Consider the following 15,498-nt stretch of genomic DNA (forward strand, 5'->3'; position numbering starts at 1 on the left):
ATAAAATAATAACTAAATTAGTTCTGGAGGTTAACAAAGTGAATAAATTAATTTTAATAGATGGTAATAGTTTAAGCTTTAGAGCATTTTATGCGTTACCTTTATTGCAAAACAAAGCAGGCATCCATACAAATGCGGTATATGGTTTTGCGATGTTATTAGAAAAAATAATTAAAGAAGAACAACCTACGAACTTTTTAGTGGCATTTGACGCGGGTAAAACAACTTTTCGACATGACACTTATAGTGAATATAAAGGTGGCCGACAAAAAACGCCCCCAGAATTAAGTGAGCAATTACCATATGTACGTCAATTATTAGATGCATATGGTATTAAAAGATACGAATTAGAGAATTATGAAGCTGATGATATTATAGGTACGCTTAGTAAAGAAGCACATTCAGCTGGATATGAAACAATTATTGTTACTGGTGACCGAGACTTAACACAATTAGCTAGTGATAATGTAACGATATATTATACTAAAAAAGGTGTTACGGATGTAGACCACTATACGCCTGAATTTATCGCGGAAAAATATAACGGTTTAACGCCTGACCAAATTATTGATATGAAAGGTCTAATGGGTGATGCTTCCGATAATATTCCTGGTGTAGCTGGCGTAGGTGAAAAAACAGCTATCAAATTATTAAATGAATTTCAAACAGTTGAAAATGTTTATGACAACATCGGTAGCGTTTCTGGTAAAAAGTTAAAAGAAAAACTAGAAAATAGTAAAGACGATGCATTGATGAGTAAACAACTTGCTACGATTAATCGTGATAGTCCGATAGCAGTATCGTTAAAAGACACTGAAATGCCATCGAATAATGATGAAACAGAAAAAATTGAATTGTTTAAAAAACTAGAGTTTAAACAACTTTTAGATCAATTAAATGTAGACGGCACAAGCGAGAGCGAAGAGGCACTTGAATTAACTGTGGAACAAGATTTTGCCAATATAGATTTTGCTAATTTACAACAAGCTACTATTCATTTTGAATTAGAAGATACAAATTATTTAAAAGATCAAATTTTAAAATTCGGACTTTTTGATGGTACGCATCATGTCGTTATCGATGCACAAAACATAAGCGAACATAAAGAATTGGTACAATGGTTAGAAAGTAGTGAAACACAAAAGATTGTCTATGATGCTAAGAAAACTTACGTAGCTGCACATAGATTAAATATTGATATTAATGAAATTGTTTTCGATGCTATGTTAGCTAGTTATATTATTGACCCATCAAGAACTATCGATGATGTTCATTCTGTTGTTAGTTATTATGGACAAACATATTTAAAAACAAATGTCAGTGTATTTGGTAAAGGGAAAAAACGCCAAATTCCAGAAGATGAAGTGTTAAACGACTACGTAGCCAATATTGTTCATGCCATTCATAATGCAACAACTAAAATGGAAGAACAACTGGAAGAATATAACCAAGTCGAACTATTAAAAGACTTAGAATTACCATTAGCTAAAATTTTAAGCAAAATGGAAGAAACTGGTATTTATACTGAAGCTAGTGAATTAAAAGAGATGGAAATCGAAATACAAAACAAATTGGATAAATTAATCGCTAATATATATGACTCAGCTGGAGAAGAGTTCAATATTAATTCTCCAAAACAATTAGGCGTTGTCTTATTTGAAACATTAAAATTACCTGTTATTAAAAAGACAAAGACTGGTTATTCTACTGCAGTTGATGTATTAGAACAATTAAAAGGTGAACATCCGATCATTGATTATATTTTAGAATATCGTCAATTATCTAAATTACAATCAACTTATGTTGAAGGTCTTCAAAAAGTAATCAGTGATGATAATAGAATACACTCAAGATTCAACCAAACATTAGCTCAGACAGGTAGACTATCGTCAATAGACCCAAATCTACAAAACATTCCTGTACGCCTTGAAGAAGGACGTAAAATTAGAAAAGCATTTAAATCATCTGATAAAGATACTGTTATCTTCTCAGCCGATTATTCGCAAATTGAATTACGTGTATTGGCGCACATCACACAAGATGAAAGTATTATCCAAGCCTTCAAAAACAATGAAGATATTCATACTGCAACGGCAGTCAAAGTGTTTGGTGTAAGTGCTGATGAAGTTGATAGCTTAATGCGTAGACAAGCAAAAGCGGTAAACTTTGGGATTGTATATGGTATTAGTGATTATGGCTTAAGTCAAAACCTAGGTATAACACGTAAACAAGCAAAGCAATTTATCGATGATTATTTAGATAGCTTTCCTGGCGTAAAACAATATATGACTGATATTGTTAAAGATGCAAAAGCCCAAGGATTTGTGGAAACGCTCATGCATCGACGTCGTTATATTCCAGACATCACAAGTCGTAATTTTAATTTGCGTAGCTTCGCTGAACGTACTGCTATGAATACGCCTATTCAAGGTAGTGCAGCTGATATTATCAAGCTAGCGATGGTGAATTTTGATAAGGCAGTTAAAAATGAATCGTTCAATGTAAAATTATTACTTCAAGTACACGATGAATTAATTTTCGAAGTACCAAAAGATGAAGTTGATGATTTTAGTGAATTTATAGAAAATATTATGGATAATGCATTACCTTTAGATGTACCACTATTAGTTGAATGTAACTATGGTGATACTTGGTACGATGCAAAATAAGAAAGTTGGATTATCATGCCAGAACTACCAGAAGTTGAACATGTTAAAAGAGGCATTGAGCCATATGCTAAAGGACAAACGATAACATCTGTTATTTTTTCTGATAAAGTAAAAGAAGGTAAAGCTGACGGACGAGAAACAATAATAAAAGGCATGTCACTGGATACTTTTAAAACTTTTACAGAAAATTTTGTTATAGAACAAATTGAAAGACGTAGTAAATACATCGTTTTTCATTTAGTTAATGAACACGAACATAGAATTTTAATTAGTCATCTAGGAATGGCAGGCGGATTTTTTATAGTCAGAAGTTTAGATGATATAACTGTTAAAAATTATCGTAATCACTGGCACGTCATTTTTACGTTGGATAATGATATGTTACTGGTTTATTCTGATATTAGAAGATTTGGAGAAATTAGAAATGTACCTTCATTAGAAGCCTACCCATCGTTCTTAGAAATAGCTCCAGAACCTTTCGAGGATGAGGCATTAAGTCATTATCTATCATGGTTTGACCGTAAAAGCTACGTAAAAAAACCTATTAAGCAAATGATTTTAGATCATAGAGTGATAGCAGGGTGTGGTAATATATATGCTTGCGAAGCGTTATTTAGAGCTGGCATTCATCCTAATCGAACGACAAATAGTTTAAATAACCAAGAAAGAGAAATGTTATTTTATTATGTTCGGGAAGTGTTATCCGAGGGTATAAAATATGGCGGGACTAGTGTTTCTGATTATCGACATGCCGATGGTAAGACAGGAACAATGCAATTACACCTCAATGTATATAAACAAAAAACATGCAAAGTATGTGGCAGTGATATAGAAACACAAGTTATTGCAACACGTAACAGTCATTACTGTCCTACTTGTCAAAAATAAAGGAAGAGTGAAATTTATGCCAAAAGTAATAGGGCTTACCGGTGGAATTGCAACCGGTAAATCTACAGTATCAGAAGTTTTATCTGTACATGGTTTCAAAATTGTAGATGCAGATGTTGCTTCAAGAAAAGCAGTCGAAAAAGGTAGTGAAGGATTAGCAAAAGTAAAAGCAGCCTTTGGTGATGATGCTATTGATGAAAATGGAGAAATGGACCGCGCTTATGTCGGTAATGTTGTATTTAATCAACCGGAAAAACGATTAGAATTAAATGAGATTGTACATCCAATCGTCCATGATATTATGGAAAACGAAAAAAATGAGTACCTTAACCAAGGGTATAACGTAATTATGGATATTCCATTATTATTTGAAAATGAATTACAAGATACTGTTGACGAAGTGTGGTTAGTTTATACTTCAGAAAGTATTCAAATTGACCGTTTAATGGAACGAAATAATTTATCACTTGAAGATGCCAAAGCACGCGTACTAAGTCAAATCTCTATAGATAAAAAACGTAGAATGGCAGATCATGTCATCGATAATAGAGATTCTAAGCTTGATTTAAAGCAAAATTTAGAAAGTTTATTAATTGAACAAGGCTATATTGATGAAACTGAGCATCTTTAATATTCGCCATTAGCGTTTTACTTAGAAGCGCTAATGGTAATTTTTAATTTTTTAAAGCAAACGCTTTCATTTTTTAATTAATATGTTATACTAATTTCTATAAAGTATAACATAAATTTGAGAGGTGCATTCGATGACGACTAATATAGCAATTAATGGAATGGGTAGAATAGGGCGAATGGCTTTACGTATCGCACTTAAAAATGAGGATTTAAACGTGGTAGCAATTAACGCTAGTTATTCACCAGAAACTATAGCTCATTTAATTAATTATGATACTACGCATGGTACATACGATTTAAAAGTTGAGCCGACTGAAAATGGTATTAAATTAGGAGACCATGAAATTAAATTAGTATCAGATAGAAATCCTGAGAATTTACCGTGGAAATCACTTAATATCGATATCGTGATAGAAGCTACTGGTAAATTTAACCATGGAGATAAAGCAGTTGGCCATATTAATGCTGGGGCTAAAAAAGTATTACTTACGGGACCATCTAAAGGTGGCGACGTACAAATGGTTGTAAAAGGCGTTAATAATGATAACTTAGATATTAATAAGTATGACATATTTAGTAATGCTTCTTGCACAACCAACTGTATTGGACCAGTTGCTAAAGTTTTAAATGATAAATTTGGTATCGTTAACGGATTAATGACGACTGTACATTCAATTACTAACGATCAAAATAATATTGATAACCCTCATAAAGATTTAAGACGTGCGCGTTCATGTAGCGAAAGTATAATACCAACTTCTACCGGTGCAGCAAAAGCATTAAGAGAAGTTTTACCTGAATTAGATGGCAAGCTACATGGTATGGCACTTAGAGTTCCAACAAAAAATGTATCATTAGTTGATTTAGTCGTTGACTTAGAACAAAATGTAACGGCAGAAGAAGTAAATAATGCATTTAAAGAAAATGATTTACAAGGTGTTTTAGCTACAGAAGACGCACCGTTAGTTTCAGTAGACTTTAATACAAACCCACATTCAGCTATTGTTGATACACAAAGTACAATGGTTATGGGCGACAACAAAGTAAAAGTGATTGCTTGGTATGATAATGAATGGGGCTATTCAAATAGAGTAGTTGAAGTAGCTGCGCAATTAGGACAATTGTTAAATTCCGAAGCGGACGTACTAATTAGTTAAACTTAGATAAAAACGCATAATATAAAAATGTCAGAATTTAGATTCTGACATTTTTTTGTTATAATATATAGTATTTCACAAAAAAATAGTGATGTACTTTTAACTGTGACATCATTCTTTTGTCGTATAGTTATTTATAGTATAATAAAGTCGAATCAACTGAAGAGGGTGATAGCACAATGAAATGTCCAAAATGTAATTCAACGCATTCACGTGTCGTAGATTCTCGTCACGCTGATGAAGTTAACGCGATTCGCCGTCGTAGAGAATGTGAAGTTTGTAATACAAGATTTACAACATTTGAGCATATTGAAAAAAGACCATTAATCGTAGTGAAAAAAGATGGTACACGTGAACAATTTTTAAGCGAAAAAATCTTAAATGGTTTAGTTCGCTCATGTGAAAAAAGACCAGTGAGATATGAGCAATTAGAAGATATCACTAATAAAGTCGAATGGCGTCTTAGAGATGAAGGGCGTGCTGAAATCTCTTCAAGAGACATTGGTGAATATGTAATGAATTTATTAATGCATGTAGACCAAGTATCATACGTGCGCTTTGCATCAGTCTATAAAGAATTTAAAGATGTAGATCAATTATTACAATCGATGCAAGGTATCTTATCAGAAAATAAACGGAGTGATTCATAATGGGTTTGCAATCTTCGGATTTTGGATTGAGACCTCAAGATAACTTTAATGTTATCCGCGATTTTTCCATTAATGAACAACATTTAGATATATTAAATAGACTATTCACTCCATTAGTAGGTCCCAATGCAATGGGGCTTTATTACTATTTAGAGCAATTTGTAACACAAAAAGTTGAAATAGTAACCACACATTATGTTGTAATGAGTGAATTACAAATTAATTTAAGCGAATTTAGAACACAAATGGACTCACTAGAGGCTATAGGTTTAGTCAAAAGTTATGTGCACCATGATAGTAATACTTCATCTTTTGTCTATAAACTTATTCAACCACCAACGGCGTATCAGTTTTTTAGCGACCCTATGTTATCGATATTTTTATTTACCGCAGTGGGCAAAGAACGTTATCATCAGCTAAAAGCTCATTTTGAGGCCGGTACAGCGTTTAACCTTAGCGATTATCAAGAAATAACACGCAAGTTTACCGATGTGTTTTCAGTACCTAACAAGCAGTTTCACAATGATGTTTCTAACATTAAACGTGAGAAAAGTTATGAAGGTTTGAATTTAGCGAAAGTAGACTTCGACTTTGAGGCACTTTATGACTTATTACAGTCGCATTTTATTAGTACAGAAATTATTAACGCTGATGCTAAAGCTTTAATTACGCAGCTTGCTACCTTATATGGCCTAACGCCAGAAGCTATGAAAAGCGTGATTTTAAAATCAATCACGAGCGCACAACAATTATCGTTTGAAGATATGCGTAAATATGCTCGTACTTATTACCAAATGGAACACGAACAAAGTTTGCCATCATTACAATTAAAACAACAAGACATGGTCCAGTCCGAAGACAATGGTCAAGCTGCTGAAGAAGATCGTTTAGAACAATTGAATCGTGTGAGTCCAATTGAAATGTTGACTGCATGGAAAGGCTCTGAAATTAGTTTAGACGAAAAGAAATTAGTTGAAGAGTTGGTCGAAAGAGAACAGTTACCATTCGGTGTGATTAATATATTATTGCAATTTGTTATGTTAAAACGAGATATGCGTTTGCCTAAAAAATATACGTTAACTATCGCGGCGCATTGGAAACGTAAAGGATTAAAAACTGCGCAAGAAGCAGAGCCGTTTGCCAAGAAAATAAACGAAGAAGAACAACAACAAAGATCTCAACGTAATTTCAAACAACCAAGAGCAAATTTAGTTTCAAAAGAGATGACGCCGAAATGGCTATTAGAAAGAGATAATACAAATAATGATCAACAAAAGCAGTCAGAAAATGAAACAACAGCAACAGATGATTCTGAACATGAAAAAGAACGTGCCGCGTTCTTACAACATTTAAAAGAAAGATGGGGGGATGATGACTAATGAAAAGCTTTGAAAATATAATGGGCGAATCAAATGATCTAACAAAACGTATTGCTAAAATCAAACAAGATGTTGTGAATGATAAAGACGTTAAAGCATTTTTAACCGAGCATCAGTCTGAACTTACTAATGCGATGATTGATGAAGATTTAAATGTCCTACAAGAATACAAAGATCAACAAAAACATTATGACGGTCATCGTTTTGAAGATTGCCCAAACTTTGTAAAAGGTCATGTACCAGAACTTTATATCGAGCATAATCATATCAAAATAAGATACTTACAATGCCCATGTAAGATTAAACACGATGAAGAGAAGTTTAATGCTCATTTAATTACCTCCCATCATATGCAACGTGATACATTGAATGCGAAGTTAAAAGACATCCATATGGATGGTAAAAGACTAGAAGCAGCAATGAAAGCAGATGAAATATGTAATGATATAGCGAATGACAAAACGAATGTTAAAGGTTTATATTTATACGGTCAGTTTGGTACAGGTAAATCATTTATTTTAGGTGCTATAGCAAATCAGCTAAAAACTAAAAAAATACCATCTACTATTATTTATTTGCCGGAATTTATACGTACATTAAAAAGTGGATTTAAAGATGGAAGTTTTGAATCAAAATTAGCTACTGTACGAGAAGCGAATATTTTGATGCTTGATGACATCGGTGCAGAAGAAATTACACCATGGGTTAGAGACGAAGTTATTGGACCTATTTTACATTATAGAATGGTGCATGAATTACCAACATTCTTTAGTTCGAATTTAAATTTCAAAGAATTAGAACACCATTTATCAGTGACACGTGATGGTACTGAAAAAACGAAAGCTGCACGAATTTTAGAACGTATTAAAACGTTATCGACACCTTATTATTTAGAAGGGAAAAATTATCGTGATGTTTGAAAAATTAAATAAATGTTGTATAATAAATTTAAATCTAAATTAAAGCGAAATAAATTGAGGACATGATAATTTATTCACTGATATCCAGAAAGTCATTAGCTGATGAGAATATGACTATCATAATAATTTTATTACTCCCTCAAGTACAGTGTTTGTAATGAACACTCGGCTCAAGACCGTTATCTTAAGTAGAGTTTATATTAGGCGATGATAAAACGTTTAATATATTATTTTAGGGTGGTACCGCGAAGACCTCGTCCCTTTTTTAGGGGACGGGGTTTTTTTATTTCGTTTTATGCAGAGTGAGTTCAAAATAGGAGGGTTTAACTATGGAACAAATTAATATTCAATTCCCAGATGGTAATTCAAAGGAATTCGATAAAGGGACTACTACAGAAGAAATAGCACAATCTATTAGTCCCGGTTTACGTAAAAAAGCAGTTGCAGGTAAATTTAATGATAAATTAGTAGATTTAACTAGACCATTAGAATCAGATGGCGCTATTGAAATCGTAACGCCAGGTAGTGAAGAAGCATTAGAAGTGTTAAGACACTCAACAGCTCATTTAATGGCACAAGCATTAAAACGCTTATACGGAGATGTTAAATTTGGAGTAGGTCCAGTTATCGAAGGTGGCTTTTATTATGACTTCGATATGGACGAATCCATTTCATCTGATGATTTTGAAAAAATTGAAAAAACTATGAAACAAATCGTTGATGAAAATCACAAAATTGAGCGTAAAGTAGTTACACGTGATGAAGCGAAAGCATTCTTTAGTGATGACCCTTATAAATTAGAGTTAATTGATGCAATACCAGCAGATGAAAACGTTACTTTATATTCGCAAGGTGAATTCACTGATTTATGCCGTGGCGTTCATGTGCCATCTACTTCAAAAATTAGAGAATTCAAATTGTTATCTACAGCAGGCGCATACTGGAGAGGCGACAGTAACAATAAAATGTTACAACGTATTTATGGTACTGCCTTCTTTGACAAAAAAGATTTAAAAGCACACTTGAAAATGTTAGAAGAGCGTAAAGAACGTGACCATAGACGTATTGGGAAAGATTTAGAGTTATTTGCTAATAATCAACTCGTTGGTGCTGGACTACCATTATGGTTGCCAAATGGTGCTACAATTCGTCGTGAAATTGAACGTTACATTGTTGATAAAGAAGTAAGTATGGGTTATGACCATGTTTATACACCAGTTATGGCAAACACTGACTTATATAAAAAGTCAGGTCACTGGGATCACTACAATGAAGACATGTTCCCAACAATGAAACTAGATGAACAAGAAGAAATGGTATTACGCCCAATGAATTGTCCTCACCACATGATGATTTATGCGAATAAACCACATTCTTACCGTGAATTACCAATTCGTATTGCTGAATTAGGTACAATGCATCGTTACGAAGCTAGTGGTGCAGTATCAGGTTTACAACGTGTACGAGGCATGACTTTAAATGATGCGCATATTTTCGTGCGACCTGATCAAATTAAAGAAGAATTTAAACGCGTTGTTAATTTAATAATAGATGTATACGAAGATTTTGGCTTTGAAAATTATAACTTCCGCTTAAGTTACAGAGATCCTGAAGACAAAGAAAAATATTACGATGACGATGACATGTGGGTAAAAGCTGAGAGTATGTTAAAAGAGGCAGTGGACGAGTTAGGATTAGAATATGTTGAAGCAGTTGGTGAAGCGGCATTCTACGGTCCAAAACTTGATGTCCAAGTGCAAACTGCAATGGGTAAAGAAGAAACTTTAAGTACTGCTCAATTAGATTTCTTACTTCCTCAAAAATTTGAATTAACTTATATTGGAAATGATGGCGAACAACATCGTCCAGTTGTTATTCATAGAGGTGTCGTATCAACAATGGAAAGATTTGTTGCTTTCTTAACTGAAGAAACTAAAGGGGCGTTCCCAACATGGTTAGCGCCAATGCAAGTTGAAATCATACCAGTAAATGTTGATTTACATTATGATTATGCTCGAAACTTACAAGATGAGTTAAAATCTCAAGGCGTAAGAGTAGAAATTGATGATCGTAATGAAAAAATGGGTTATAAAATACGTGAAGCACAAATGCAAAAAATTCCTTATCAGCTCGTTGTAGGTGATAAAGAAATGGAAAATAATGAAGTAAATGTACGTAAATATGGTTCTCAAGATCAAGAAACTGTAGAAAAAGATGACTTTATTTGGAATTTAGTAGATGAGATTCGTCTGAAAAAGCAAAGATAGTGTTGAAACAAATCAATTATTCATGTATATTGATGAGTAGTGAAACAGTAAATAATTAAAATTTAAATAAACTTTGAGTTAGAGGTTGCATTTTTAATCAGTAACTTTTCAATGGCTTGATGGAGCCCAGATTGAAATAGCAAAAGGTAAAAATGCCGAAACACACAATAACCATTATTGTTGTGTGTTGGGTCAGTCATCGATAAGATACTGGACTGTCACATATGTGATGTGCTACCTAGTATGATTGATAACACAGCGGTTGCATATCGGAAGGTATGCAACCATTTTTATTTTCTTTAAATTTACATAGGTTGACATTTACTATAAGAAATTTTTTAATTTGTTTCTTTCAATAGTAAACCTCTAAGCAAGACAGAAAGGAAGCTACTATGGAAAAAAATCAACATGATGGGGTTAAAAGAGGACTAAAAGACCGCCATATTTCAATGATTGCGATAGGTGGCTGTATCGGTACTGGTTTGTTTATGACATCAGGCGGTGCTATTCATGATGCCGGTGCATTAGGTGCATTATTAGCTTACGCAATTATCGGGGCTATGGTATTTTTCCTAATGACATCGTTAGGGGAAATGGCAACATATTTACCTGTATCTGGTTCATTCAGTACATACGCTACGCGATTCGTGGATCCTTCTTTAGGATTTGCATTAGGTTGGAACTATTGGTTCAATTGGGTCATTACAGTTGCAGCCGATGTTACGATAGCGGCGCAAGTTATTGAATATTGGACGCCTTTACAATCATTACCAGCATGGATATGGAGCAGTATTTTCTTAATAATTATTTTTGGATTAAATGCGTTATCAGTACGTGTTTATGGTGAAAGTGAATATTGGTTCGCATTAATTAAAGTTGTTACAGTCATTATCTTTATTATTATTGGCTTATTAACAATCGTAGGTATTATGGGTGGAAAATTTGTAGGATTTGATACCTTTACAGCAGGACAAGGACCAATCTTAGGTCATGGTTTAGGCGGCAGCTTGTTAACTATACTTGGTGTATTCCTTGTTGCTGGTTTCTCATTCCAAGGGACAGAATTGATAGGTATAACTGCAGGGGAATCAGAAAACCCTGAACGTGCAGTACCTAAAGCGATCAAACAAGTATTTTGGCGTATCTTACTATTTTACATTTTAGCAATTTTCGTAATTGGTATGCTTATTCCTTATAACAGCCCAGCGTTAATGGGTGGCGATAGCGATGTTGCAACGTCTCCATTTACACTTGTATTTAAAAATGCAGGTTTAGCGTTTGCCGCATCATTTATGAATGCCGTTATTTTAACTTCGGTATTATCAGCAGGGAACTCAGGTATGTACGCTTCGACGCGTATGCTTTATTCTATGAGTAAAGATAAATTAGCCTTCCCAATTTTTGCTAAAACTAATAAAAGTGGAGTGCCTTATCTATCTTTATTAGTAACTGCGCTTATCGTAATTGCAATTTTTGCGTTACAACATATTAGTGGTGATGCGTACGAATATATCGTAGCTGCAAGTGGTATGACTGGATTTATTGCTTGGGTTGGTATTGCAATAAGTCACTATCGCTTTAGAAAAGCGTTTGATAAACAACACTATGATAAATCGATATTAAAATATAAAGCAAAACTATTCCCGTTTGGACCGATTTTTGCTGGTATATTATGTGTTATCGTAATTATTGGTCAAGATGTCGATTTTATCCAAACAGGTCATTTTAACCTTAATCGTTTTGTAATTACCTATATGGGAATCCCAGTATTTTTTGCATTCTTTATCTACCATAAATTACGTTACAAAACTAAGATTATTCCATTAGAAAAAGTGGATCTTAGACAAGATGTTGATATGGAAGAAATAAAATCGCATAAATAATTAAATATCTGTTGACTTATGTCTTAATCGTTGCTATGATTAATAACGTTGAATACGAAACGAACCAAGTAGAAGCTCCCGCTTCTCACCTGTAGCGACGCAAAGGCAGTTGGCAGGTCAATAATACATGTAGTAAACATGTGTAAAGCAGAGCGGGTGTAATTTATACTCGCTCTGCTTTTTTACTTGGCATAATTTCGTAAATTTCATGGAGGTGTCAACCATAGCTAAAGATCAAACTCAAGTAAACGATAAGATTCGTGCGAAAGAATTAAGATTAATCGGTCAAGATGGCGAACAAATTGGTGTTAAACCAAAAAGTGAAGCATTAGAAATGGCCGATCGTGTAGGTTTAGACGTAGTAGTCGTAGCGCCAAACGCTAAACCACCTGTTGGAAGAATTATGGACTACGGTAAATACAAATTCGAACAACAGAAAAAAGAAAAAGAAATGAAGAAGAAACAAAAAACAATAAACGTAAAAGAAATACGTTTAAGTCCTACTATTGAAGAACATGACTTCCAAACTAAGTTGAAAAATGGTCGTAAGTTCTTATCAAAAGGGGATAAATGTAAAGTTTCTATTCGTTTTAGAGGTAGAGCAATTACACATAAAGAAATTGGACAACGCGTTTTAGAAAAATTCGCTGAAGAATGTAAAGATATTGCTTCAGTTGAACAAAAACCTAAAATGGAAGGGCGTCAAATGTTCATTATGTTAAGCCCTACAGCTGAAAAATAATATTCAAATCACAGGAGGAAATTTATCATGCCTAAAATGAAAACACACCGTGGAGCAGCTAAACGTGTTAAAAGAACTGGTTCAGGACAATTAAAACGTTCAAGAGCTTTCACATCTCACTTATTTGCAAACAAAAACACTAAACAAAAACGTCAATTACGTAAAGCTAAGTTAGTTCATAAATCTGACTTAAAACGCGTAAAACAATTATTAGCTTACAAAAAATAATTAAACAACGTTTACTTATCATTAACATTATAAAGAATTAACATATTTTGAGGAGGAATTTATTATGCCACGAGTAAAAGGTGGAACAGTAACAAGAGCTCGTCGTAAAAAGACGATTAAATTAGCAAAAGGTTACTTCGGTGCGAAACGTACTTTATATAAAGTAGCAAAACAACAAGTTATGAAATCAGGTCAATATGCTTTCCGTGACCGTCGTCAAAGAAAACGTGATTTCCGTAAATTATGGATTACACGTATTAATGCAGCTGCACGTCAACATGACATCAGCTACTCAAGATTAATGAACGGCTTGAAAAAAGCTGAAATTGACATTAACCGTAAAATGTTATCTGAAATTGCTATTTCAGACGACAAAGCTTTCGGTGAATTAGTAACTAAAGCAAAAGATGCTTTAAAATAATAAGTAAAAAGAGATGTGGCGTTTGCTACATCTCTTTTTTATTTTGAGATATAAAATAGATTTGATAAAATAACTACGAAGTCAAACATGAAGGAGATACATATGTCTAAATTCGATGAACGCATTATAGTAGTGCCACGTAATATATTATTTGATGAAGAAAATAATCAATTTAACGGCTTTTTAGCTAACGATAGTACAAAAGGGCAAGAAATATTCGATACACTTAGTCAATACGAAGTTAAACGTAGAGGTGATATGGAAGAAGATCCTAACTACAAACAATTGATTTCATATTGTTTGTTAGAAAACGAAAATAATCAACTTTTAGTCTATGAAAGACTATCTGGCGGCGGTGAAGATCGTTTACATGGTCAATCATCTATCGGTGTAGGTGGTCATATGAACGATATCGTTGGTGCGGATACAATTAATGAAGTATTAAGAACTAATGCGCAACGTGAGTTAGAAGAAGAAGTTGGGCTAGCACCAGAGGAATCACAAAATTTACAATACATAGGCTTTATTAATGATGACACGAATGAAGTGGGCGAAGTACATCTAGGTGTCGTATTTAAAATCAAAGTGAATTCAAATGATGTAGAAGTACAAGAGACGGATACTTTAAAAATTAAATGGGTTGAACAAGGAAGTATCGATAATTACGATGACTTTGAAACATGGAGTTCTTTAATTTTAGAAGCTTTACAATAGAGGTGAATAGCCATGTCAGACATCATTCCTTTTCCGCGTTCGAGAGAAAAGTTAATAAGAGATATTAAAGTTGAATTTAACAATAATCGTTTAGAAAAAGTTTATGAACTTTTCGAGGAATTTGAACAATATTTTGAATTAGATGAAACTCTATCATTGCTAAAATGCGCAACATTACATGAATTAGGTTATTATTTAGAACTTAGAGAAGAAACTATTATTTTATTAAAGCAAGGTTTTAATAATTATGATGAACTTGTATTGTATTATGTTAAAAGCTTAAATAATTTAAAACAATATATTGAAGTTGTTGAAGTTATTAATCAAATTATAGATGAAGTACAGAATCATCAAACGAGAATGGAACTTTTTCCAATAAAAGAATTTGCACTTAGTCAATTAGAGCAATATAACAAAATTGCCGGCGAACAATTGCAACAATTTGATGCTTTATCTTTAAGAGAACAAATCAATACGATTTTAACTTTAATTGATAATAACCAATATAATTATAAAGAAACGGTGGCACACTTAATTAATTCTTTAACTTTGCAACCTAATGTAGTAAGCATTATGTTAGAATACTTAAGGTTTGCACAATATGAAACGCGTATTCAATTAACAAAATTTGGTTATAAGCTTGACGTTGTCCCGAATAATTTAGAAGGATTAGAACATACAGAACTTAAACAGCATATTATTCCTAGCGTTATTCAATTAATGGAAGAAGATGCAACGCAATTAATTAATGAGGCAGCACACGTTATGAATAACCACGCTATATTATTATATCCACTTGATATAAATGACATAGCTTCTTCAGAACAGTGGATTGAGACGTATGAAAATTACTTTAAGTCAATGCTAGGCATCGACAAAGGTGAAGCACATAGTGAAATTAAAAACTTAATTCTAAAACTAGACAATTTAACATAATTAATAAATTA

Annotated in this window: 14 protein-coding genes, 1 riboswitch and 1 other annotated feature; all 14 genes read left to right on the forward strand. The window is 33.2% G+C overall.

What is annotated here, in order from left to right:
• Positions 1 to 38 precede the first annotated feature (38 nt).
• Positions 39 to 2,669 (forward strand): DNA polymerase I, encoded by a 2,631-nt coding sequence (gene polA, locus C7J89_RS07475; protein ID WP_103294680.1) that lies wholly within the window; start codon positions 39 to 41, stop codon positions 2,667 to 2,669.
• A gap of 15 nt (positions 2,670 to 2,684) precedes the next feature.
• A complete protein-coding gene (gene mutM, locus C7J89_RS07480) occupies positions 2,685 to 3,557 on the forward strand; it encodes a bifunctional DNA-formamidopyrimidine glycosylase/DNA-(apurinic or apyrimidinic site) lyase (protein ID WP_103294681.1) in 873 nt (290 codons plus the stop codon).
• 16 nt (positions 3,558 to 3,573) lie between these two features.
• Positions 3,574 to 4,188 carry a dephospho-CoA kinase gene (coaE, locus tag C7J89_RS07485; RefSeq protein WP_103294682.1) on the forward strand — a complete coding sequence of 205 codons (615 nt, stop codon included), beginning with the start codon at positions 3,574 to 3,576 and terminating at the stop codon, positions 4,186 to 4,188.
• 133 nt (positions 4,189 to 4,321) lie between these two features.
• Positions 4,322 to 5,347 carry a type I glyceraldehyde-3-phosphate dehydrogenase gene (gap, locus tag C7J89_RS07490; RefSeq protein ID WP_103294683.1) on the forward strand — a complete coding sequence of 342 codons (1,026 nt, stop codon included), beginning with the start codon at positions 4,322 to 4,324 and terminating at the stop codon, positions 5,345 to 5,347.
• A gap of 179 nt (positions 5,348 to 5,526) precedes the next feature.
• Positions 5,527 to 5,997, forward strand: coding sequence for a transcriptional regulator NrdR (nrdR, locus tag C7J89_RS07495; RefSeq protein ID WP_061854466.1), 471 nt, complete (start codon positions 5,527 to 5,529; stop codon positions 5,995 to 5,997).
• Complete coding sequence (locus C7J89_RS07500; protein WP_103294684.1) at positions 5,997 to 7,376, forward strand: replicative helicase loading/DNA remodeling protein DnaB; 1,380 nt, start codon at positions 5,997 to 5,999, stop codon at positions 7,374 to 7,376. The genes nrdR and C7J89_RS07500 overlap by 1 nt, the downstream gene beginning before the upstream one ends.
• The gene (dnaI, locus tag C7J89_RS07505) at positions 7,376 to 8,296 is read left to right on the forward strand and encodes a primosomal protein DnaI (RefSeq protein WP_103294685.1); all 921 of its coding nucleotides are present in this window, start codon (positions 7,376 to 7,378) and stop codon (positions 8,294 to 8,296) included. The genes C7J89_RS07500 and dnaI overlap by 1 nt, the downstream gene beginning before the upstream one ends.
• Positions 8,297 to 8,625: 329 nt before the next feature.
• On the forward strand, positions 8,626 to 10,563 hold the full coding sequence (gene thrS / locus C7J89_RS07510; RefSeq protein WP_103294686.1) for a threonine--tRNA ligase: 1,938 nt from the start codon (positions 8,626 to 8,628) through the stop codon (positions 10,561 to 10,563).
• A gap of 71 nt (positions 10,564 to 10,634) precedes the next feature.
• Positions 10,635 to 10,808: riboswitch (Lysine riboswitch) on the forward strand.
• A 147-nt stretch (positions 10,809 to 10,955) separates the two neighbouring features.
• Positions 10,956 to 12,446: an amino acid permease gene (locus C7J89_RS07515; protein ID WP_103294687.1), complete on the forward strand. Its 1,491-nt coding sequence runs from the start codon at positions 10,956 to 10,958 to the stop codon at positions 12,444 to 12,446.
• A gap of 60 nt (positions 12,447 to 12,506) precedes the next feature.
• Positions 12,507 to 12,633, forward strand: a sequence feature (ribosomal protein L20 leader region).
• A gap of 27 nt (positions 12,634 to 12,660) precedes the next feature.
• A complete protein-coding gene (gene infC, locus C7J89_RS07520) occupies positions 12,661 to 13,188 on the forward strand; it encodes a translation initiation factor IF-3 (protein WP_048793669.1) in 528 nt (175 codons plus the stop codon).
• Positions 13,189 to 13,215: 27 nt separating this feature from the next.
• A complete protein-coding gene (gene rpmI / locus C7J89_RS07525; protein ID WP_061854471.1) occupies positions 13,216 to 13,416 on the forward strand; it encodes a 50S ribosomal protein L35 in 201 nt (66 codons plus the stop codon).
• A gap of 64 nt (positions 13,417 to 13,480) precedes the next feature.
• Positions 13,481 to 13,837: a 50S ribosomal protein L20 gene (gene rplT / locus C7J89_RS07530; protein ID WP_048793476.1), complete on the forward strand. Its 357-nt coding sequence runs from the start codon at positions 13,481 to 13,483 to the stop codon at positions 13,835 to 13,837.
• A gap of 102 nt (positions 13,838 to 13,939) precedes the next feature.
• Positions 13,940 to 14,551: an NUDIX domain-containing protein gene (locus C7J89_RS07535; protein ID WP_061854472.1), complete on the forward strand. Its 612-nt coding sequence runs from the start codon at positions 13,940 to 13,942 to the stop codon at positions 14,549 to 14,551.
• A 12-nt stretch (positions 14,552 to 14,563) separates the two neighbouring features.
• Entirely contained in the window at positions 14,564 to 15,487 is a 924-nt protein-coding gene (locus tag C7J89_RS07540) for a hypothetical protein (protein ID WP_103294688.1), read from the forward strand.
• Positions 15,488 to 15,498 lie beyond the last annotated feature (11 nt).

Source organism: Staphylococcus kloosii, assembly GCF_003019255.1.
Lineage (GTDB): Bacteria > Bacillota > Bacilli > Staphylococcales > Staphylococcaceae > Staphylococcus > Staphylococcus kloosii.